The sequence below is a fragment of the Candidatus Schekmanbacteria bacterium genome (genome assembly GCA_016219965.1).
Classification (GTDB): Bacteria; Schekmanbacteria; GWA2-38-11; order GWA2-38-11; family J061; genus JACRJM01.
Window position 1 is genome coordinate 130,962 of record JACRJM010000010.1, and the last position, 22,082, is coordinate 153,043.

Below are 22,082 nucleotides of genomic sequence, written 5' to 3' on the forward strand. Positions count from 1 at the left end.
CACACATATATTATCTCACTGCGGGAGCAGTACCCTGAAAAGAGTACCATTCCCGTATTCGCTTTCAAACTCCATTTTACCGCCGTGCGCTTCAACAATGCCAAGGCTTATCGAGAGTCCGAGCCCGGTGCCTTCACGCGGTCCCTTGGTTGTAAAAAAAGGTTCAAAAATCTTATCCTTGTCCTCATCTTTGATACCGGCACCATTATCTTGAACCTCTATTGCGGCAAAGTTTACTTCGTTCCTTCTACAATCATAGACGCGCAGTGTTATTTCTCCGCTATTTTTATGCTCAAGGCTCTCTATACTGTTCATCAAAAGATTAATCAAAACCTGCTGCAGCTTTGCAGTGTCTGTCCTTATAACAGGGTTAGTCAGTATGTTTTCGACTGACAGATTTATTTTTTTTTCGCGCAGTTTATATTTCAAAAGCTCGGTGCTTGAAAACAATATATCTGATATGCTGACTTCCCGCATGTCAAAGGGGTGTTCACGGGCAAAGTCAAGCAATCCCCTTACAATTTCCTCGATCCGCTTCAAGCCGTCACGCGTCATCCTGAAATATTTTTTTCTTTTCTCCTCATCCCTGACTCCGCTCTCAAGCATTTGCACACAGTCCTTTATCCCGTCAAGAGGGTTGTTTATCTCATGAGCTATTCCCGCAGATAGCCTGCCAAGAGACGAAAACTTCTCCTGAGCTATCATCCTCCTCTGAGCTTCATGAACATTCTCTCTTGCTTCTTTTAACCTCTCCATGAAGCTGTTGAATTCCTCAGTAAGTGTTCCGACTTCGTCCCTGCTTTTAACTTCGATCCTCGAAAAATCATCAGCACTGCTTATCCCTTTTATTTTTCCAGAAAGGCTTATAAGAGGTCCGGTCAGTCTGCTGAAAATGTAATTAATCGTGATGACAGACAAAACTATGGCAGCAAGCCCAATGAGAATAATCCGCCTGTAGTAATAGTAAAGGACAGGCCTCACAAAATCGAGAGAAAAACCAACTTTCAGTGTCCCCCATCTTTTACCGGCAATGGAAAGCGGCGATGATATATCAAGAACCTCGCTTTTAGTGATGCTGTCATAATATACCTGCTCGATTGTTCTGTCAGAATTGAAAGAATTCAGGCTTACAATGTCCTTAAGCATCGTACCATGCATCTTAAAATCATTGCTCACTATCACCTGGTTGTTCTCATTGGCTATTATTGCATACTGTATATGAAGTTCTTTTTTCTCCATAAGCTCATCTATGAAATTATCAAGGAGACCGCCCTCCTCTATCAGTCCCAGTTCCTGATAGAGCAGGGTGTTGGCACAGGACATGGCTATTGACTCTACTAGGATACGGCCATTCTCCAGTACTTTCCCGACAAGAAGCTCCTTCTGCGTCTCTTTTTGAATATAACCAGTAACAGCAAGCACTAATATTATAATGAGGGAGGTTGATATGAGAAACTTAGTCTTGAGATTTATCCATTTTCCCAATTCTTCTAGCTCCGTTTTTAAAGATATTTTTCGGATGGCAAGTGCCTCCGCAGCTTACCGGGATATCTTCTATCATCTTTCTTATAATTTCATAATCGCTGTTCCGAGCTTCCATAAAACCAAACTTGAACTCTTCATCCCAGTCCTTTACAATATTTCTGTCTCTGGTATTTACCGGGTTAACTTTAAGCAAGGCTTTCTTAATCCAGCTTACCATCTCCGGATCAGCATTACTTCGCACAACAATAGGAACAGAAGGTATTGGATCAGACCTGGAAATAACCTTAAGTCCCATACGGCTATATTTTTCAGCTTCAACATCTTTAAGGGCACCAGCAGCATACTTTCCTTTCAAAACCCCTGTTGCTACTGCATCATGGTGCTTAAGGTTAACATACTTTATGTCTTCAAGACCTATTCCGTTGTGCCAGAGAAGATACCTCGGAAACAGGTTCCCTGATGTTGACTTTATTGATGCAAAAGCAAATGTCTTGCCTTTTAGATCAGAGAGTTTGTTTATTCCGCTATCTTCTCTTGTAACTATATCGCTATAATAAAACCCTTTGCCTGAGACGTTCTTGCTTCTCAGTATTGCTTTTGCCCCAAATGCAATCCATGACTCCACAAAGGTAACTCCACCAAGTGAAGCAACTTCGGTTTCTCCGTAATGAAGGTCCTCAACTGTCTCTTCATAGGTGGAACCAAGCTTTAATTCAAATTTGTAGGGAGTATTTTCAGTAAGATAATCCATTATAGGCTGGTACCTCTTATACATGAGAACCGGGTTATAGCGGGAAATTACTCCAAATTTAACGATTGGTTTATTCTCTTTTTTTGCTCCTGGAATTATCCGGTGTTCTTGCGTTTCAATGAGCTTTTCTTCGCATGCAGATATCAACAAAAAGAAGGGAATTACAAAAACAAAGAAAAGTCTTAAAATAAATAGGTTAGTAGTCTTTTCCCCAACGAGATGTCCTGAAATTTTAACCATAAGTTTTTCTTATGGTTTATTTTATGCTCTATGTCTACTGTTTCTTGGTGCTGCTAAGCTCGAATTTCTGCATCAAGTAAAGGCAGACAGTCCCAAGGCAGAGAATAAAGGTTATTATCCCAAAAGCCAATAAAACAGTTTTTAGTGCTGCAAACATGATATTTATTTCTCCTTAAAAAATTCTCCTCACCATTTTTCTACCATTCATAGTGGCATTTGAGGCACGACTCTCTTGTGTCCTCTTTTTCATGGCACTTGAAACAGTTCTCCATGCGGGGCCTGTTAGTCTGCGGTTCCTCCTTGTCATGGGAAATGTTTGCATGGCAGTCAGTGCATTGCGCACCTACATCCTCAAGATGGAACTTGTGCGGTATTTTAATATTAAGAGGATTAGTTTTAAACCCAATCTGCTCGTTAGTCTTTGTAATATTCTCGTGGCACCTGATGCAGTTAGGAGTTACCATATTATCATCAGCTGAATAGTAGCGCGGGATTATCTGTTCATGTTTGGTGTGGCACTCAGGACATCTCACACTTTCCGGATGGACCTTGGATTCCCTCCAGAATTCGGAATAAGCCTGCTTATAGTGACAGCCCATGCAGAACTGCCGTCTCGTCGTAGTATATTGTTCTAAAACCACAAAAGACGTACTTCCTGCAATAATGGCAATAACTCCTATCACACACCATCCCTTGAAGGTCAAGTGCGGTATCTTCCTCACAGTTTTTACAAAAAAATCAACAGCCTTATTAAACACCTCTAAACCTCCTTATTCGAATTGAAAATTTTTTTATGCCTTGCTTATCCTTACAACAGTGTCCATCCAGCTCTGACCGCCGCCTATGGGATCAGCTTTTAGAGCAATCACGGGATTAGGATTAACTCCGTTCCCTTCTTCTTCCCACCAGATGAAATCAGTGTTTGGATCTTCACTTTCGAAACTTTCAGCAAGAGCTACATGTCCATATTTGTTATGCCCGCAGCTGTCAGACACTGCAATTACCTGCGGATGAATGCCGTTAGTAAGCCATGCCTTTCCTGTAATACTCCCTTTTTTGGAAGTCAGTTTAACCATATCTTCTTTTTTTATTCCCATTTTTTCCGCAACATCAGCATTTATCCAGATTCCATTATGATGGATGATTTCTGAAAGCCACATGCAGTTTGATGTCCTGTCATGGGTATGGACATTGTACTGGAATTTAACAAGTATAAACTCATCCCCCTTAAGGCTTTTATGTTCTTCTATGGGATGATATGAAGGAAGCGGGTCAAACCCTGCTTTTTCAAGCCGTTCCGAGTAAATCTCTATTTTTCCGGAAGGAGTATTAAATCCCTTTTGCTTATAACTCTGGTATTCAGGAACAACGTTTGAATCAGCCCAGAAGCCATTTTGTGCAAGGTAGTCAATTCCGCCTGCTGCATCGAGCCCGGGTATTTTTGAGGCAATCTGCCTCACATAATCTTTTGAATCCTTAAACGGGAAGGCTCCGGCAACTCCTTCTCCGACAACATTTGCAAGCTTGATAATGATATCTGTGAATGCCATGCTGTCACCCAGCGGCTTCACAACAGGCTGTCTTAAACTTACAAAAGGAATAAAGTTCATTGCAGGTGGAGATTCAAGCTCCCATCTTTCAAGATAGCTTGCAGACGGAAGGATTAAGTCAGCAAGGTCACAAGTCTCCGAGTAATACGAATCTATGGCAACATGAAACGGGATAAGTTTCTCATCCTTAAGAACAGCGGCAGCGCCTACGTTGTCCGGAACCGAATACGCCGGGTTATAGTTATAAGTCATATAAACGCCGCACTTATATTTTCCTCCCGCTATTTTTGAAAGAACCTGGTCCTCAGGCTCACCGGCAATAAACGGGGATTCACGGCGGTCAAGAATGCTGCTTTTTGCCGAAGGGGGCTGAGGTGCCGGTGCCAAATCTTCAAGCGCGAAGCACCGCGGCATACAGTATCCTCCTTTTACATCAATATTCCCGGTAATAACATTAAGAAGGAATATACACCGTTCACTGTAAACTCCATTGACATGTTTTGTAACCCCTCCTGTGGATATGGTAGTTGCCGGCTTTGTCTCGGCAAACTCGAGTGCGACTCTCCTGATATCGTTAGCAGGAACACCGCTCTCTTTTTCCGCAAGGTCGAGGGTATATCTCTTAAGATGCAAAGCGAGCTTCTCCGGAGAATAGTTGGTCCATTTTTCTATAAACTCCCGATCATAAAGCCCGTCTTCCATAATTACATTCGCCATTGCAAGCGCCACAATCGCATCAGTTCCCGGCTTTATAGGATGCCATTCATCGCTTCTTCCTGCTGTCTGAGACATTCGCGCATCGAAGGTAACTATCTTTGCAGGTTTATGGATCTTATTTTCATCAATCCTCTCTGACCTCGCCTCTACGATTCTCTGGACAAAGCTTGTCCTCAATATAAAAGCTTCATAAGGATTGGAGCCGAAATTAAGGATATATTGTGTGTTGGCAACATCGCTTATGTCCAGATCAGAACCCCAGGAAAGCATATGAGCGACTTTCTTGTTGTTCCCGCCAAGAAAGGCATCAGCAAATACATTGGGTGAACCATAAGCATGGAGAAATCTTTTAGCCAGATTTTGTGTGGTTATATCGCGGGGGCTCTGAAAAATAAACTCTTCCGGATGACCTTCAGTTTTAAGCTCTTTCAGCTTTGAAGCAGTCATATCCAGAGCATCCTGCCATGATATTTTCTCCCATTTTCCTTCGCCGCGTTTTCCCACTCTCTTCATGGGTGACAGGATCCGGTCAGGATCATAAACGAGATTTACACCGGCCTGCCCCTTGGCACAAAGCCTTCCTCTGCTGTTCGGGTGGGCGGGATTGCCTTCCAGCTTGGTTATTCTCCTGTATTCTACAAACCCCATGATTCCGCACCTGGCATAGCAGTTAAGGCATGTGGAAAATGTACCCTTTCTTTCTTTCTCAGTCGTCCTTGAAACACTGCGGCCTCCCATCTGGAGTTCCTGAGCTTCTATCTTCTTTTCTATGTAATTTCCCATAGCATAAGCAGAAGCACCTGCCGCAGAAACCTTTAAAAAATCCCTTCTTTTCATTGCACACATATTCTCTAACCCCTATTCTATAGTAATCAGTGCAGAGGAAGACTCTGCCCCGCGATAACGACCACGACGCGCATTGAGTAAACACCCAACAATGTCAGCAAAGAAGCAAAAACTGTATTCCCCAGAGCTTTATTAAACTTGGGACTAAGCAGAATCACAAGCGGCACCAGCCCGCCTATGATCAACTCGACAAAAACAAACTCAAGACTGAAGTCACCAAAAAGAATAAGCTTTGCAACCCTTAGCGCTTCCTCCGTCGATGTAAGAAGGACGAGGATGTCGTTAAACACGAGGAAAAGATCAAAGAGGATCGCAAAGGCAAGATACGTGCCGAGCTGACATATAAGCGTTTTATCTGCCTCTCTCTGTTCCGATGTCATCTTCCCGTAAAAGTACTTGTTCCTTATTGCCGCAAGGACAATCATCATTGCAAAACCCGAAACCATTGCAGAAACAATGAAGAGGGTCGGCATGAGAGCCGTTGACCATAGAGCTCTTCCTTTACCAAGGGCAAGTATGAAACCTGTGTATCCATGAGTTGCAATAGCAAGAGGGATTCCTATGATACCAAGCCTCTTGGCTAGCTTGTCCCTTCCGGTAAAGAGGTAATATGCGTAGATAATACCGTTTATCGGATAGGCAGTAAGAAGAAAACTTCCGTATGTTATTGGCGATTTCGGATTGAGGTACAAGAAAAGGTGCCAGAACCGCAAAGGCTGTTCAAGGTCAACGATAAGGGTAGACGGCGCCAGCACGAGGAGTATTGGAGCCATTAAAGCGCCAATCCTCCCTATCGGTTTAAACTCTGTTTTCCCGCCAAGGGTAGAAAGAACAGAGATAACAAATGAACCTGCACTCAATCCTGTAAGATAAAAATATGTTGCTATCCAGTAACCCAAAGGCATTTCATAAGGTGTATTGTATACGACATTCACATCCATGACTTATTCTCTCCCTTTCATCGGATCCATAACCTCGAGATCTGCCGCAATGTAGAAAACATGCGGTTTTGTAGCCATATCAGGCTTTAAAACCTGCACCGGATTCGTTGCAAGCAGTTTTGAAATCTCTGAATCAGGATCTTTGATATTCCCGAAAATACGTGCATGCCCCAGACATGTAACAACACATGCCGGCGCTATCCCCTGATCAACCCTGTGCTCGCAGAAATAACATTTCTGTACGATCCGCTTTATTGGATTTACAAAACGGACATCGTAAGGACATGATGCGATGCAGTACTTGCATGCTATGCACCGGTGAGGGTCAACCATAACTATGCCGTCCTCTCTCTGGTACGATGCCTGTGTAGGGCAGTTCTGTACGCAGATCGGTTTTTCACAGTTATTGCATAACGAGGGGAGAAAAGAACGGCTCACGTTCGGATACTGTCCCTTCTCAATTATTTTTACCCATGATCTGAAAACGCTTAACGGAACATCATTCTCACTCTTGCAGGCGACAGAACAGCTGTGGCACCCGATACAGCGCCTCAGATCTATCACCATTGCATATCTTGGTGTTTTCTTTTCTTTAGTCTCTGCCATTGTTCAACCCATTATCCTTTCAACTCTTTTTTTTTGCTGTCCTCTCATACTCATCCGTTACCACCCTCAACTTCGCATAAAGAAGGATGACAATCAAAACTATGATAACCAAATAATAGACAAGGTTCTTTTTCCTCATATCCAGTCCCTGCTTGAATTCCGAAACAGTCTGCTGAACCTTATCTGTGTTCGCCGTAATTTTTGTCTTCAACTCATTTATCTTCTCCAGGTTCAACGAATGGGTAAGAGGACCAATCTCCTTGTAATAAGTCCCCGCCTCATTCATAAGGTCCTCGATGTCCTGGTTGTTCCTTCCTGAATATTCTATGCTTAGTACTTCTTTGTTAGCTCTGTCAACCTCGCCCTTAGTATCCAGTATTACCGCGTAAATATCTTTTGCCAGTTGCTGGATGTCATTGCCCTGATGACAGGCGCCGCAATGTCCGGATTCAACTCCCTGGAACATCTCAGGGGCAAGCATCTTGTTCTTGTGACTTCCATGACAGTCATAACATTTAGGGCTTCCGTTCTTCTGCAGTGCAGCATAATGAGGCCCTTCCCTGAACTTGTCGAGCACTGTGCCGTGACAGCTGCCGCAAACCTCTGCTACATCCTTAACTCCCGGAGGTGTTGCGCCATGAGTGCCGTGGCAAGTCGCACAGTTAGGAACCAGTGCAGGGTTCTTGTCCTTTACTTTCCCATAAAGAATCTGTCCATGATACCCTTCTTTGTAGAGAGCAAGCTGTTCGGCTTTGATCCCATATTTGCTCATAAGCTGAGAATCCGCATGGCACTTCCCGCAGGTATCGGGTACATTGGTATAATATACCGAAGAGCCGGGATCATTTACTTTCTTTATGTCATGGGCTCCATGACAGTTTGAGCAGACCGCTACATTTGTGTCCCCTTTTTCAAGCTGTATTCCGTGAATACTTGTCTTGTATTGATCATACTGGTCTGTTCTTACGTTGTACTTCCTCATCCTTACAGTGTCAGAATGGCACTTCGCGCAAAGTTCAGGGACCGCTTTCTTAGACGGCTTTCCTATAAAACCTTTTGCCTGATACATTGCCTTGTCCATGTCATCATCTACAAGAGGGTTGCCGCCGTGACAATCCTGGCAATAAATCCCTTCTGCTTTATGTATACTTGTTTCCCACTGGGTAACTACCTTCTGAGCCTCTCCGTCAAGTCCCCTGTGGCAGGTAACACATCCATTGTTCTCTGCAAAAACAGGAGCAACAGCTATTACACTGCTGATTAGCAAAAGAGTACAAACTAACATTAGTGTCCTCTTTGGATTCATTTTCATAATTCCTTTTTTTATTGGCATATTCCTTTTTTTGTTATTTGAATAATTGATCAAGAATAATGACCCCATATTGTGAGGGCTGCAAATGAGATAACGCCCACTATACCGAGCAGAATGGCAAACTTCCTCCTGCTGGGTTTACGTTCAGGGTTCTTATCAAAAAACGGAAACAATACGAGGAGTGCAAACACTACTCCCTGACCGAGAACGCCAATTACCTTTGGCGCCCACTGTCCAAGAACATCAAGATACTCTGCCACTTTAAGCCACTGGTAAGCCGCAAGAAAATACCATTCCGGTTTTATATGTTCCGGTGTTGTAAATGGATCTGCCGGTGGCTCCATCGGTGCAGGATACAAAGTGGCCAGAGTAATCAGACCGCCAAATACAATAAATGCAACTATAATTTCTTTTAATATATGATTAGGAAAAAAAGGTATCCCTTTTTCCTCTTCATGTTTTTTTTCAGTATTACTCATCCCAAATTTCCTCCGCTATTGGAGTAAAGCAATTGTTTTTCTTATAATGCCTCTGATATCCCCTGCCGTCTGATCATAAGGAAATGACTGATAAGAAAAACTGCTATTGCAGCCGGCAGAATCAGGACATGAATCGCAAAAAATCTTGTAAGTGTTGCCTGTGAAATATCACTACCACCCCTTATGAGCATTTTTATGAGATCACCGGCAACCGGCATTGCACTCGGGACCTCTGTACCAACCGTTGTTGCCCAGTACGATATCTGGTTCCAGGGGAGGAGATATCCGGTAAAACCGAACCCCAGTGTAACACAAAGGAGCATTACCCCTGTGACCCAGTTGAAGTCGCGGGGTGCCTTATAGGCTCCGTAGAAAAAGACCCTTAACATGTGTAAAAGACAGAACACACTCATAAGGTTTGCCGCCCAGTGATGAATGCCGCGCATTAGCCATCCGAAGGGGACATTATTCGTTATATGAACAACACTTTTGTAAGCCTCGGCAGTAGTAGGTTGATAATACATGAGAAGAAGCACTCCTGTAAAAGCCTGAACTATAAAAAGCAGGAATGTCACTCCGCCAAAGCAGAACAACCAGTTAACATGATCAGGAACGGGCTTTTTAAGATTTTTCTCAAGAGCCTCTCTAATGCTTAACCTATCATCAAGAGGACCATAAACAAAACCAGTAAGTGAAATCAGGTTTATAATTTCCCTGAAACTTGTCCGTTTTTCCAAATCCTTATGTTCATTGTCAGCCATTTTATATTTAGCCTCCCTAACCTATTTTAATAACGTTCTCTTTAATTTCAGCTTTGAACGTCTCAAGGGGCTTGGGAGCAGGTCCTCCAAGCACATTTCCCCTCAAGTCAAACTTTGCAGCATGGCAGGGACACTCAATAAGTTTTTCCCCATCATGCCAGTTCACAAGGCATCCAAGGTGAGGACACACAGCGGAAAGGGCAAAAACCCCTTCTTTGGTTCTCACTACGATTGCAGGATTAGCCTTGTACCTGATTTTTCTCGAAGAGCCTTCAGGAACATCTGAGAGAGGAATCGAAACGGAATCTTCAGTATTAGTGCCAATCGATTTCTTCGATGGCCAAAGATATGCACCAGTCACATAAACAGTTAATAAAGCCCACGAGGTTACCCCGAACCCAATCATATAATCAAGAAACGTACGCCTCCCGAAAACATCACCCTTACTGCTCTCTTCCATAATTTATTTCACCCCCTTTTTAAAATGCAAACCATTAAATATTGCATTTTTAGAATATTTAAAATCTCCAAACCTGTTACTTAAATTAATTAAAGCTTAGCCGACTTCTGGCTCTTTTTAAAAAGCATTTCTCTTGCCTGATTTATATATTCCTTGGATTTATCCAAAAGAGCTATTGCATAGTCAATGTTGTGCACTCCTTTTGAATACTCTACGAATTCAATATTGTATTTTGCGTCATCATAAAGTTTCTTAATATTATCAGGAGCTCCTCCAACAAGCGGTGCAATCTGGCTGAGCAATGCCTTAGTTTCTTTAAGCTGTGCATTGACTGAATCTTTCCAATCCTTGAGTATCCCCTTATAGTCATTGCCATGACAGGAAATGCACCCATCCTCAGAAGGACGGAGAGTAAAACCGTCAAACTGGGTATGGTCATTTACCTTATCTTTATTTACATGACAGCCTATACAATCCACCTGGGCGATAAACATGGGGCTTGGCATTTTCTCTACACCTCTGCCGCTAATACCCATATAAAGTTCTTTCTGTCCTGTATGTTTATCCTTGTGGCAGATATCACAGCTATACTCAAGAGGTTTAACGCTCGTTTTTACGCTATGTTTGATCTCCGTGTGGCATCTGGTGCATTCAACCTTCTTATCTGTAACATGATGTTTATGGAGAAATTCAAAATCATTATATTTTGCAAGGCGCTCTGGCTCGCCGTGGCAGGTTACGCAAAACTCTTTAGGAACCTCTCCTAATCCTTTCACTACCTCAAGATGGCATTTCTGGCAGGCAACCCCTTTGCCTGCAAAATCCTGATGATTGTATGTGATGCTTTCAAATTGAATATCCTGTGTTGGTATCTCATGGCAGATTGTACATTTTGCTTGTGTTTCCCAAAGCGATGGGTCTTTTTCAAGACCGTTAAAATGACAGGTAAAACATGTTGTCTCAGTAACCGCAATATGCGACCCCTGAACTATCTGCGAATGACATGACGTACATCTGAGCTTAATGCCTCCCCTCATCTGTGTAAGATGCGGTGTATGGTCAAAGACTATACCCTTTTTGAAAAGAACCTTGCCGCTTAAGAGCCTTGTCGCATGACACCCTGTGCGCAGACATGAAGCATCTTCTATCTGGGCATAGGGTTTTGTGCTGTATGTCCCGGTAAGGAATTTTACAACCTGTGTTGCAGCCTGAAATTTTCCCTTTATCTCTTCCCTGAAGCCCGGAGGATAATGACAGTCAACACAGGCAACTGTATTATGTCTCGAATTTTTCCACATGTCATAGTAAGGCCTCATAATATGGCATGAATTGCAGAAGGTAGGACTCATACTGAATTGGATAAATCCAATGCTTCCCACTATAACAACAGCAAAAAAAATTCCTATGCTGTAATAAATCCTCTTTGAAACATGGATGACATCATCTTTTCCCACAGGGAAATGTATTCCGATAAAATCAAAAGACTTGCGCCACCATGCTCTTGATTTTATATTTCCTTCCTCAACTATCTTGTTTCTTTCAATCTGTTTTTTTGCAATTGAAACGAGCTTGTTGAGATTAACCGGTTTAACAACGTAATCAGCCGCACCATAAGTGATTAGTTCGCCGCCAGATTCTTCAACAACTCCGGAAGCAACAATTATTACCCGCGTATCAGGGTTTATCCTGAGAATCTCTTTTAAAACATCAACACTGCTTCTGTCAGGAATGTTATAATCAAGGAAAACAACAGCAGGTATTTCTGAAGTCATCCTGATTAAAGCTTCAGAAGCCGTTGAAAAAACCTCGTATTCTAAACCTTCCCCATTGAATCTTGCAGCTACTGTCTTTTGAAAGCTCTCATCCGCATCGATTATGAAAATCTTCTTCATCTTCTCGTCCTTTCACATCCAGGTCTGTTTGAAATTAGTTCCATTAAAAATCACACTAAGCCCTATGGAAGTCAAGAAATTTATTATTGAGCGATGAACAAGAAGAGCAAATACTGTGCCAAGGAATTTGAGAAACCTTAATCTAAGGCAAGAGACTGATATATTGAGTCATATCAGCAAAAAATAAATTTCAACGAAATTTAAAGAAAAAAAATCATTAGACAAAATGTCAAAACAGAAGCTGAAGTGACATGATGTCAGGCTGTTGGGGAGACTTTTTTCTGCTGTGTAAAAAGTTGATCCCATAATGCATTAAAAGTCCCCTCCACTTTATTCAGAGAAGCTTTTGCCTGCTCGAAATTGTGTACTGCCTGGCCTCTCTTTATAAATTCAATGACATTTACACCATTCATAAAAGATTTCCTAAAGGCAGTCACATCCATTTTCTTTTCTCTTTCAGCGCCTTCAATGGCAATTTCAATTTTTTCCTTCATTTCTTCTATGCTTTTTATTTTTGCTTCTATTACCTTTTTCCATTCATCAGGCATGGTCCTGTATTTATCATCATGGCATCCTTTGCAACGCTCCAATCCAGATGAAGCAGGCTCACCCTTTGAAGGAAGGTGGCAGTCTGCGCAGCCGACACCCGCTGTTGCCATGGAATCAGGAGACATATCAGAGATATATTCTTTCCCTTTTCCATAGTAGAGCTTGTATTCCTGCTTGTGGCACCTGCTGCAGTCCGCTGTTTTGTCATCGCCGCCATGATGACAGGCTGCACAATCTTTAAGCGTAAGAGTCGTACTCTTGTGTTTTGTATTTGAATGGCATTCGGTACAATCTATGCCGAAATCAGATATATGCATATTATGAGGAAAATCAATGCTTCTGTAAGGGAATACCTTATCGGTTTCTATATAGTTATGGCACAATGTGGCGCAATAGTTCCCCTTCATCTTGAGAATGCTGTCCTTGTCAGGGTCCTTCCCCTGATCCTTTATTAAATTCTCCGCCACTCCGTCTGCCATTCCAAGAAGTTTCACCGCATACTCAATATTATGAAATCCCCCTGACTTTCTCACAAAATCAAGGTTGAAAACCGCGTCATTGTACTCTTTAGAAGATTTGCCGGTTGAAACGAGCTTCAGCCTCCTGTCAACATAACCTGCAAGGGAATCCACTCCGCTCTTCCATGATCGCAGCATTAAATCATAACCTTTTTCATGGCAGGCAAGGCATGACTTTTCATTAGCGGCAGCGATTGCTTCGCCCAGCACATGCTTGCCGCCCACAACATGCACTTCCGTATGACAACCGTCGCAGGCAACCTGAGCTGCAAACATACGACTTGGGACATCTGTTATCCCTTTTCCCATAACGCCCATATACATCTCTTTCTGATAGCCATGCATATTCTGATGGCACCCCTCGCACTTTACTTCAAGAGGATTAGTCATCTTTATATTGCCATGTTTTATTTTTTCATGGCAATAAAAGCAGTCTATCCCTTTTTCAGATACATGCTTGTCATGAATAAACTTATGATCATCATATTTCTCGACCCGTGACGGATGGCAGGAATAGCACTTGTCATGATTCACTTCTCCTGTGCCGCTTACAACTGATGTATGGCAGCGATTGCACTCTATCCCGGTAGCTATATATTCTTTAAGGTTCACAGAGTAACCGCCATGGTTTACCATCCCTTCAGGAACTCCATGACAGGAAGGACAACCTGTAAAAGCCTGATTAACCTGCATCCCCTTAAAATGACAAAGAAAGCAGACATCTTCAGTCACACCTACATGGCTCCCCTGCACTATCTGGGAATGACAGCTTGTACATCTCAGCATCTTTCCTCTCAGCATGGTACCCATGTGGAGTTTGTGGTCAAAAACTATTTTCATTGCAAAAGCCTCTTTGCTGTTAATCATCCTGTCACTGTGACAGCCGCTTGCAAGACAGCTTTCATTTTTAACATCTCCGATAGGCCTTGGATTATAGTAACCCATGAAATAGACTAAAGCGCTTGCCGTTATTTTCCCCATTTTATAATCATGACACTGAATGCATCCCACCTTGTTGTGTGTTGATTTCTGCCATTGTTCATAATAGGGTTTCATGTAATGGCATTTGAGGCAGAACTCCGGATTTTTAAAACTTCTGTGGAGTATTTGTGTAACCGCTATGGAAACAACAGCTATGATTGCAAAAACAATTAATATATTTTTTATAATTTTCATTTCATTCCTCTTTGTCTAATGCTTCCCTCGGTGTTTTTTGTCCTTCATTATCATTTCATATTCAAGCGGATGCTCTTCAATCATGTCCTCTTTGGAAATTTTCCCGTTCCACCAGACCCAGCTCATCGGGAAAACCTTGGGATTGAAATGAACATTATAGAAATGCCATATAAGGATGGCCAACGTGCAAAGCAATCCTTCGTCGCTGTGAGCCTCCTTGCAGATATCAACAATTGTCTTGCCGAACATATTTATTGATTCTACTTCTACCCACATGAGAAAACCTGAACCTATCATTACAAGACAGCCCCAGTAAACAGCCCAGTAATCGAATTTTTCAATGTAGGAGAAACGTCCGAACTTTGGCTTCTCGGTAGCATATCCAAAAAAATATTTTATCATCTGGATTACATCAAAAATATCCTTTGGCCCCGGAAGAAGTTCAAGGAAATCCTTTCTCCCCTGCCGCGTAAAAGGCGTATAAATCAGAACATGATAGGTAAACATAGCTATAAGCCCAACTGCACCTATCCTGTGGATGAACGTGACAGTTCCCATCCCTCCGATAAGTTTAATTAAGAACGAGGCAATTCCCGTATAATAAAACTTCTCAGGCATTCCGGTTAAAATAAGGATAATACAGCTTGAGAAAAGCAGCATATGCTGGGCCCTGAAGTTTATTCCGAATCTTACAAAGAAATCCTCACCTTCCTTTTCTGCCAATATTCCATGACTTGCCGCATCAGCCTTTGCTCTTTCCATTTTAGCTATTTCTTTAGCAGGCTGGTTTTTAATATAATCAAGAAGGGCTTTCTCCTTTATGCTTGCATAACCTTCAAGAATATCGGAAGCAATCTTTTCAACCTCCTCTTCCTTATAGCCATTGCCGTATTTCTCGCGCAATTCCTCTATGATCTGTTTTCTCACCTTGTCCCTGAGTTCATTTCCGTTATCTGCCAAGTCTTTATCATTTTTCTCGTTCATTCTCTGTTTTCCTTCCTTTTTTGCATCCTTTTTCGCAAATCGAGCATTATGTGAATTATGAGAACAAGCATTGTAGAAATCGTAAGAACCATAAAAGCCTTGGAAATATAATATACGATGCCCGATTCCTTGCTCTTGGGATTTATATGGACTTTCCCCTTTGCGAAATTTACATTTGCTCCCGGATGGCATTTACCGCAAGTCTTAGGAATGTTGTTTATATTTATGGAAGACCCGGGATCCTCTGAAGCCCTTATATCATGATACCCGTGACAGCTTGAACAGTTTGCCGCCTTCTTTACTCCGAATTCTACGGCTATCCCATGAAAGCTCTCATCGTAAGTCGCAACCTGTTCAGTGGGTATGCCGTATTTCTCCATTATCTGCACTTTATCATGACAGGCTGAACATGTTTTTGTAATATGAGCGGCAGAAACCGTTGACCTTGCATCTTCGGGTTTGAATATATTATGTTCGCCATGACAGCTTGTACATACTGGAACATCTTTGTTTCCTGCTTTGAATTGGGTGCCATGGATACTTGTATTGAAATCCACATATTCCTGAAGGTGGCACTTACCGCAGGTCTTGGGGATATTTTCCCTCGCATCAGCAGACCTTAAATCTGAAGGCTTGAATATATTGTGTTTGCCGTGGCAGTCCTGGCATTGCGGTGCAGACTGGTTCCCTGCAAAAAGAGCTTTGCCATGAATGCTGTTCTTGTATTCTATATATTTCACAGTCTCAGGAGCGCCGGACGGATTGCCGAGGAAATGGCACTGGTTTGCGCAGTTTACCTTACCTATCACATTTCTGTGCGGTATCTGTTTCACATCTGTGTGACAGTCAGTACAAAGCTTCTTTCCATGAACAGTTTCGGAAAACTCTTTAAAGTTGATATAAAGACTAATAACTTTTCCGGTCTTCAGAGGATTAGCAAAACCTACTTTGCCGTGACAGACAAAACACTTTGAGTTTTCCTCATCTGCATGGACTGTTGCAGGAATGACAAAGAAAGCACAAAAGAGTGAAGCCATGAAAAAAAATCCTCTAAATTTTTCTGCTGCCTTAAGATCCATTTATCTGCCTCCCTTAACCGCTTCACTCATCAGTCTATCGTATTCAAGAGGATGCTCTTTCCGCAACCGTTCCACATCTATCATGCCATCAAGCCACACACTGTCCATGGGGAATACGGAAGGATTAAGATGCACATTATATTGATGCCAAATGAAAAGAACAAGAAATGTTACTACTCCCTCATAACCGTGCAAAGCTATCAAGGTGTCAATCGCCCACTTGGGGATAACCGCCATGGATATATCCTTAAACCAGAGGACCAATCCTGACATTATCATTGCTATCATGCCAACCGCTACACCCCAGTATTGAAATTTCTGGATGAAGTTAAACTTGTCAAAATTTGGGAAGGATTTTTTCCCTCCCAGATAATAAGCTATGGTGTTGAAAAAATCTTTTACATCACTTATAGAGGGAATAATCTTTAAGAATTCATCATGGGCTTTTTTCGAGAATAAAACATAGAGGTAATGCCATATGCAAACTGCAATAAGAACGATCGCTGAAATACGATGAATTAAAGCCCTTGACTCATATCCTCCCAGAAAGTTTATTATAAATTTCCCCGCCTCGCTTTTATGCATTAGCAGTGCATATCCTGTTACGGCAAGCACAAGGGCGGAAACCATCAGAGATATATGTTGTGTTCTAAAAATCAGATTGACTCTTAAGACTTTTTCGCCTTCCTTTGCCATCAGCTCTCTCCCTTTTTCTTTTTTGATCTGTAATTAAAAATTTCGAGGAGCACATAAGACGCAAAAATCACAATAAGTATCCCTATGAACCAGATATAGAATTTTCTTACATAATACTTGCCGGCGGAACTCTCTTTCTTGGCTTCTATATGGATCTTAGCATTTTTGAATTTTACTCCGGCTTGCGGATGGCATTTGCCGCAGGTGACAGGAAGGTTTTCAGGATTTACACTTGAAGCAGGGTCGGAAGGCGGAAGGATCTTGTGTACCCCATGACAGCTTCCGCAATTGGCAGCTTTAGCTTCTCCATATTCAAGAAGAACTCCATGGAAGCTTTCCATATATGTTTTATATCTGTTTGAAGACATGCCAAATACTTCCGTAAGTGTTACGTCTTCATGGCATTTCGAGCACATAGTTGGAACATTTGCCGTGTAGACAGAAGAGTTCTTGTCCTGCGGTGAGAGTATGCGGTGTTCTCCATGACAGTCGGTACAGACAGGGCTCTCCTTTTTTCCGTTTTCAATACCCTTCCAGTGAATTCCGTCCATATATTCTATCTCCACAGTCTTATGGCATCTTCCGCAGAGAGCAGGAACATCTTTCTTGAATTCAAGGCTCCCCCGATTATCTACAGCCTTTATGCCGTGCGAACCATGACAATCGCTGCATACCGCTGCAACCAGAAGTCCTTTTTCCTCTATTGCTTTACCGTGTACGCTCTTTTCATATGACCTTATAAATTCGACCGATGGGAGTCCGTAGTCCTTCACAACCTCTTCATCTTCATGGCATTTAATGCAGATCTTTATCTGATTTATGGGCGATACATTGCAGTCCGGCTCACTTGTACATGATATATAATGACTCCCATGACAGTCACTGCAGTATGGAGGCGATGATTTTTTCGATTTCCTCGCCCATCCATGCACGCTCTGGCGGTATGTTTCAAATTCCTTGTCGTGGCAGTTCTCGCAGGATACTTTGGTATTCTTGTCATGTTCAAGGGAGCTTTTCACTTCACCCATCTCCGAGTGACAGTCACGGCATCCGAGTTTCCCGTGTATGGCAGAAGAATATTTTTCAACATCTATATAGAGCTTCTCTCCTTTGGAAGCTTTCATAATGCTTTTTTCTCCATGGCACTTCAGACATTCATCAGAAGCCAAAGCGCTGAAGGCAAACACAATAAAAACCACAAGCAGCAGACAAAGCCTGATTTCAACATTTCTCGTTTTATTCATTGCCGACCTCTTTCGTTTCCTGTTCAATTTTTTCAAGTTCCAGAGGGTGTTCTTCTTCCATCTCTTCCCTTGATATCTTACCGGTAAGCCATGTCCAGTTCATTGGATAAACATCGGGATTGAAAATTACGTAGTAAATATGCCAAACAAGTATGGCAAGAGTGGCAAGCCATGCTTCATAATAGTGGATGACCTCTGAGACGTCAAATAAGAGCTTCGGTAAATACATCATCACTTCATTTTCGAACCATAGTACAGCCCCTGTTGCCGCCATCACAAAGGTCCCCCATACAAGTGCCCAGTATTCGCTTTTTTCTATATAATTAAACCGGTCATATTTTGGTCTTTCTCCTTTGCCAAGAGCCATATACATGAGATTCATCAATGCATCCTTAGCATCTTTAAATACAGGGATCATTCCCTTAAGAAAAGATCTTCCTCTTTTTGTGACAATGATGAAATAGACATGATAGAGAGCTGCGGCTGTCATGACTGCAGCTGCTATCCTATGAACAAGGCCTCTCATAGATGCCCCACCCTCGATGATCTTGAACGGATAGCTCCACCATGAGTCCGGGAACTTAAGGGCAAACCCTGTTATTACAAGCACAATGAAAGATGTGAGGAGCATCAGATGCTGAACTCTTTCGCTTAAGCTCATCCTCTCGTAGTATATTCCAGACCTATGCGCATGAGGGATTTCTCCACGGTACTTTTTCTGCGCTTTCCTTATAAAATCGAGGAGGTTGTGTGCTCCCATTCCGGCAATGGTCGCGATAATCAAGAAGATGTAAAACCACTTCAGATAAAGAGTGACCCTGCTCTCCATAGAGTTGCCGGCTTCCGACGCCATCAGATGGATGCTCCCTTTCATGAAATTTTCGCTTGAACCGGCATGGCATTGTCCGCAGGTCTTTGCCAGGTTGTTCTTGCTCACCATTGACTCAGGGTTACTTGAAGGGAGCACAGAATGGACTCCGTGACAGCTTCCGCAGTCTGCAACCGTAAGCTCACCCTGCCTTGCAGCAAGTCCGTGATAGCTGTCCATATAGCTTGTCACGCGCTCAGCAGATACTGTAAATTCCTTTGAAAGCCTTAAATCACCATGACACCTGGCACAGGAGTTAAAGACTATCTCACGCCCGCCGTTCCCTTTCTCATCAGATTTAAGCGCGCTTATTGTATGAATCCCGTGGCAGTTAGTACACACAGGGGAAGACGATATCCCCTTCATTGCAGCAGTATAGTGTATGCTGTTCACGTACTGTTTTAATATGCCGTAATGACATTTGCCGCATGTTTCAGGAACTTTTACCCTTGAAACCGTTGAATCCTGCTCAACAGGGCTTTTGATGCTGTGCGAGCCATGGCAGTCGGTACACACTGCAGCAGCCATCACTCCTTTTTCAATGGACTGTCCGTGAATGCTGTTGTTGTATTCAACATATACCTTTTTCGAGTAAACACCTCCGGTGACAGCAACGAATTTAAGATCTGAGTGGCAGACCGCACAGGCTTTTGGAATTTCAGCACGGAGAAGGTCGCGTCCTTTGTTTCCCATGGTAAATATCTTATGATTCCCGTGACAGGACACACAGTCCGGCGGACGAACATCTTTTCCCTTCATCACTCCTGTATGGATACTGCTATTAAGATCCTTCGCTTCTTTTTCATGGCAACCGCTGCAAATCTCCAGCGGTGCAAGCTTGCTCCTTGAATGAGGGTCTTCAGTAAATTTTATATCCTGATGACAGTCCGCGCATTCCATACCATCATGGGCATAAGGGATATCGCCTTTCTCGGCTTTAATATCATGGCAGTCTATGCAGGCAGGATGCTCTGGCTCTGAAGCGGATTCAGACAATCCGGGAAAAGAAAGGAAAAAAAATAATGCAATAACAAAACAAACAATAAATTTTGCTTTATGATTATGAATACCTGCAGCTCCTCTCATCTCTGTCCCCCTCCCTCTTTCTTCTGCTGGTAAACAGGACAACTTTTGAAATTCCCGGACAGGCAGAATTCCATTATTTCCTTCTTGCTTGGAAATTTAATGCCTTCCTTAAATCCCAGGCATTTCACCACTGCCTCTTCGCTGTAGTAGGTACAGCGTATAGTTACATTCAGTTTATCCATATAAAGCCCTATAGCAGTTTTTATGCCAGAATTTTTCTGTCTATTTTGCGAGACTAACCACTTGTTATTTTTAGCAATATTTTAGTGCAGCTGATTGGGAGAGGCAAGAAATTCCCAGTATTGACAGATATTTTCCCGAAATTGACTTAATGAGATTATAAATATGAGCAGTAATCGTAAATTACTTAATCTTCTAAGGAGTTAGCAAACACATATAATAAAAGATGAAACAATCATCTGATACTTATTACTGTTAGAATGCTATTGCCCTTCTTCGAAATCAGAGCGCTTGATGTTGTATTTTTTGATTTTCCTGTAGAAGGTCTTGGTCCCAACGCCGGCCTGCCTTATGGCACTTGCCACGTTTCCGCGATATTTTGCCATTATTTCCCGCAGATAATTGCTCTCATAGATATCAAGCCATTGAGGAAGCGAATAACCTGTTATATCCACTGTCTTTTTGACATTTTCTCTTGAATCATCGGGAAGATCCAGTTTTGAAATGGTGTTGCCATGTTCAAGTATTACGCCCCTCTCTATTATATTCTCAAGCTCCCTCACATTGCCGGGCCATCTGTAGCGCATCATCTTATCGAGTACATCCTGAGATATGGCGGATATATCCTTACCCATCTTTTCAGCATTTTTCCTCAGGAAATGGAGGGCAAGAATCGGTACATCTTCCATCCTTTCGCGCAGCGGCGGGATATGGATGGGAACTACGTTTATCCTGTAGAAAAGATCTTCCCTGAAATTTCCTTTTTTTACCTCTTCCACAAGGTTTTTGTTTGTGGCGCAGATTATCCTGACATTCACTTTTATGGTGGAGTTTCCGCCAACCCTTTCAAACTCCATTTCCTGAACAAACCTTAAAAGCTTCACCTGCATGGTTTGTGTTATATCCCCTATCTCATCGAGAAAAACCGTGCCTCCGTCTGCAAATTCGAATTTGCCCAACTTCTGCCGCACAGCACCGGTAAATGACCCCTTTTCATGTCCGAAGAGTTCGCTTTCGAGCAGCGTTTCCGGAAGCGCCCCGCAGTTTATGGTCACAAACCTTTTGGATTTTCTGTAGCTGTTAAAATGCACAGCCCTTGCCACGAGTTCCTTGCCTGTGCCGGTTTCTCCTGTAATCATTACAGTCGAATCCGTAGGAGCAACCGTGGTTATGAGATCAAAGATGGATTTAATCTTGTGGTTCTGGCTGATTATATTGCCAAAGCGGTTTTTTTCTTCGACCTGGCTTTTAAGATATATATTCTCTTCGAGGAGTTTTAACCTCTCCAGAACTCTTTCAATGACAAGGAGTATCTCTTCAGACTCAAAGGGTTTGGCAAGATAGTCAACGGCTCCTCTTTTCATGGAGCTTACAGCTGTCTCGATGCTGCCGTGGGCTGTCATGATTATCACGGCTGTTTCAGGATATTTATTTTTTATAATATCGAGAAGTTCCAGCCCATCCATCTCAGGCATCCTTATATCAACCACAGCAACGCTGAACTGTTTAGCCTCAAGGACTTTTAAAGCCTCTTTGCCGTTAAATGCAATTTCCACTTCATAGCCTTCCTTCTCAAGCACTCTTTTCAGGTGCTGGCATATAATACGCTCATCATCAACAACAAGTATCTTCTGTCTCATTATCGCCTCCGTCATTTTAATA

Annotated in this window: 19 protein-coding genes; all 19 read right to left on the reverse strand. The window is 42.5% G+C overall.

The window, feature by feature from the left end:
* Positions 1–15: 15 nt before the first annotated feature.
* The 19 genes from HZA77_12190 to HZA77_12280 all read right to left on the reverse strand — a co-directional run bounded on the left by HZA77_12190 (position 16) and on the right by HZA77_12280 (position 22,060).
* Positions 16–1,485, reverse strand: a complete 1,470-nt coding sequence (locus HZA77_12190) for a HAMP domain-containing histidine kinase (GenBank protein ID MBI5376190.1) — start codon at positions 1,483–1,485, stop codon at positions 16–18.
* Entirely contained in the window at positions 1,457–2,476 is a 1,020-nt protein-coding gene (gene phnD, locus HZA77_12195) for a phosphate/phosphite/phosphonate ABC transporter substrate-binding protein (GenBank protein ID MBI5376191.1), read from the reverse strand. Before phnD ends, HZA77_12190 begins: the two co-directional genes overlap by 29 nt.
* A 197-nt stretch (positions 2,477–2,673) precedes the next feature.
* A complete protein-coding gene (locus tag HZA77_12200) occupies positions 2,674–3,234 on the reverse strand; it encodes a hypothetical protein (GenBank protein MBI5376192.1) in 561 nt (186 codons plus the stop codon).
* Between the two features lie 33 nt (positions 3,235–3,267).
* On the reverse strand, positions 3,268–5,589 hold the full coding sequence (locus HZA77_12205; GenBank protein MBI5376193.1) for a molybdopterin-dependent oxidoreductase: 2,322 nt from the start codon (positions 5,587–5,589) through the stop codon (positions 3,268–3,270).
* 26 nt (positions 5,590–5,615) lie between these two features.
* Complete coding sequence (nrfD, locus tag HZA77_12210) at positions 5,616–6,530, reverse strand: polysulfide reductase NrfD (GenBank protein ID MBI5376194.1); 915 nt, start codon at positions 6,528–6,530, stop codon at positions 5,616–5,618.
* A 3-nt stretch (positions 6,531–6,533) separates the two neighbouring features.
* Entirely contained in the window at positions 6,534–7,136 is a 603-nt protein-coding gene (locus HZA77_12215; protein MBI5376195.1) for a 4Fe-4S dicluster domain-containing protein, read from the reverse strand.
* A gap of 19 nt (positions 7,137–7,155) precedes the next feature.
* Complete coding sequence (locus HZA77_12220) at positions 7,156–8,421, reverse strand: cytochrome c3 family protein (GenBank protein ID MBI5376196.1); 1,266 nt, start codon at positions 8,419–8,421, stop codon at positions 7,156–7,158.
* Positions 8,422–8,498: 77 nt separating this feature from the next.
* Positions 8,499–8,927, reverse strand: a complete 429-nt coding sequence (locus tag HZA77_12225) for a hypothetical protein (GenBank protein ID MBI5376197.1) — start codon at positions 8,925–8,927, stop codon at positions 8,499–8,501.
* Between the two features lie 41 nt (positions 8,928–8,968).
* Positions 8,969–9,688 carry a cytochrome b N-terminal domain-containing protein gene (locus HZA77_12230; protein MBI5376198.1) on the reverse strand — a complete coding sequence of 240 codons (720 nt, stop codon included), beginning with the start codon at positions 9,686–9,688 and terminating at the stop codon, positions 8,969–8,971.
* Positions 9,689–9,704: 16 nt separating this feature from the next.
* Positions 9,705–10,148, reverse strand: coding sequence for a Rieske (2Fe-2S) protein (locus HZA77_12235; GenBank protein ID MBI5376199.1), 444 nt, complete (start codon positions 10,146–10,148; stop codon positions 9,705–9,707).
* An 89-nt stretch (positions 10,149–10,237) separates the two neighbouring features.
* Entirely contained in the window at positions 10,238–12,040 is a 1,803-nt protein-coding gene (locus HZA77_12240) for a response regulator (protein ID MBI5376200.1), read from the reverse strand.
* A 257-nt stretch (positions 12,041–12,297) separates the two neighbouring features.
* The gene (locus tag HZA77_12245; protein MBI5376201.1) at positions 12,298–14,283 is read right to left on the reverse strand and encodes a NapC/NirT family cytochrome c; all 1,986 of its coding nucleotides are present in this window, start codon (positions 14,281–14,283) and stop codon (positions 12,298–12,300) included.
* A gap of 15 nt (positions 14,284–14,298) precedes the next feature.
* Positions 14,299–15,267: a hypothetical protein gene (locus HZA77_12250; protein ID MBI5376202.1), complete on the reverse strand. Its 969-nt coding sequence runs from the start codon at positions 15,265–15,267 to the stop codon at positions 14,299–14,301.
* Positions 15,264–16,346 carry a hypothetical protein gene (locus HZA77_12255; GenBank protein ID MBI5376203.1) on the reverse strand — a complete coding sequence of 361 codons (1,083 nt, stop codon included), beginning with the start codon at positions 16,344–16,346 and terminating at the stop codon, positions 15,264–15,266. The genes HZA77_12250 and HZA77_12255 overlap by 4 nt, the downstream gene beginning before the upstream one ends.
* Positions 16,347–17,042: a cytochrome b/b6 domain-containing protein gene (locus tag HZA77_12260; protein MBI5376204.1), complete on the reverse strand. Its 696-nt coding sequence runs from the start codon at positions 17,040–17,042 to the stop codon at positions 16,347–16,349. It lies immediately after the preceding gene.
* Positions 17,042–18,286, reverse strand: a complete 1,245-nt coding sequence (locus HZA77_12265; GenBank protein MBI5376205.1) for a hypothetical protein — start codon at positions 18,284–18,286, stop codon at positions 17,042–17,044. The genes HZA77_12260 and HZA77_12265 overlap by 1 nt, the downstream gene beginning before the upstream one ends.
* Positions 18,279–20,240, reverse strand: a complete 1,962-nt coding sequence (locus HZA77_12270; GenBank protein MBI5376206.1) for a cytochrome c3 family protein — start codon at positions 20,238–20,240, stop codon at positions 18,279–18,281. The genes HZA77_12265 and HZA77_12270 overlap by 8 nt, the downstream gene beginning before the upstream one ends.
* Complete coding sequence (locus HZA77_12275; GenBank protein ID MBI5376207.1) at positions 20,237–20,422, reverse strand: hypothetical protein; 186 nt, start codon at positions 20,420–20,422, stop codon at positions 20,237–20,239. Before HZA77_12275 ends, HZA77_12270 begins: the two co-directional genes overlap by 4 nt.
* A gap of 261 nt (positions 20,423–20,683) precedes the next feature.
* The gene (locus HZA77_12280; GenBank protein MBI5376208.1) at positions 20,684–22,060 is read right to left on the reverse strand and encodes a sigma-54-dependent Fis family transcriptional regulator; all 1,377 of its coding nucleotides are present in this window, start codon (positions 22,058–22,060) and stop codon (positions 20,684–20,686) included.
* Positions 22,061–22,082: the final 22 nt, after the last annotated feature.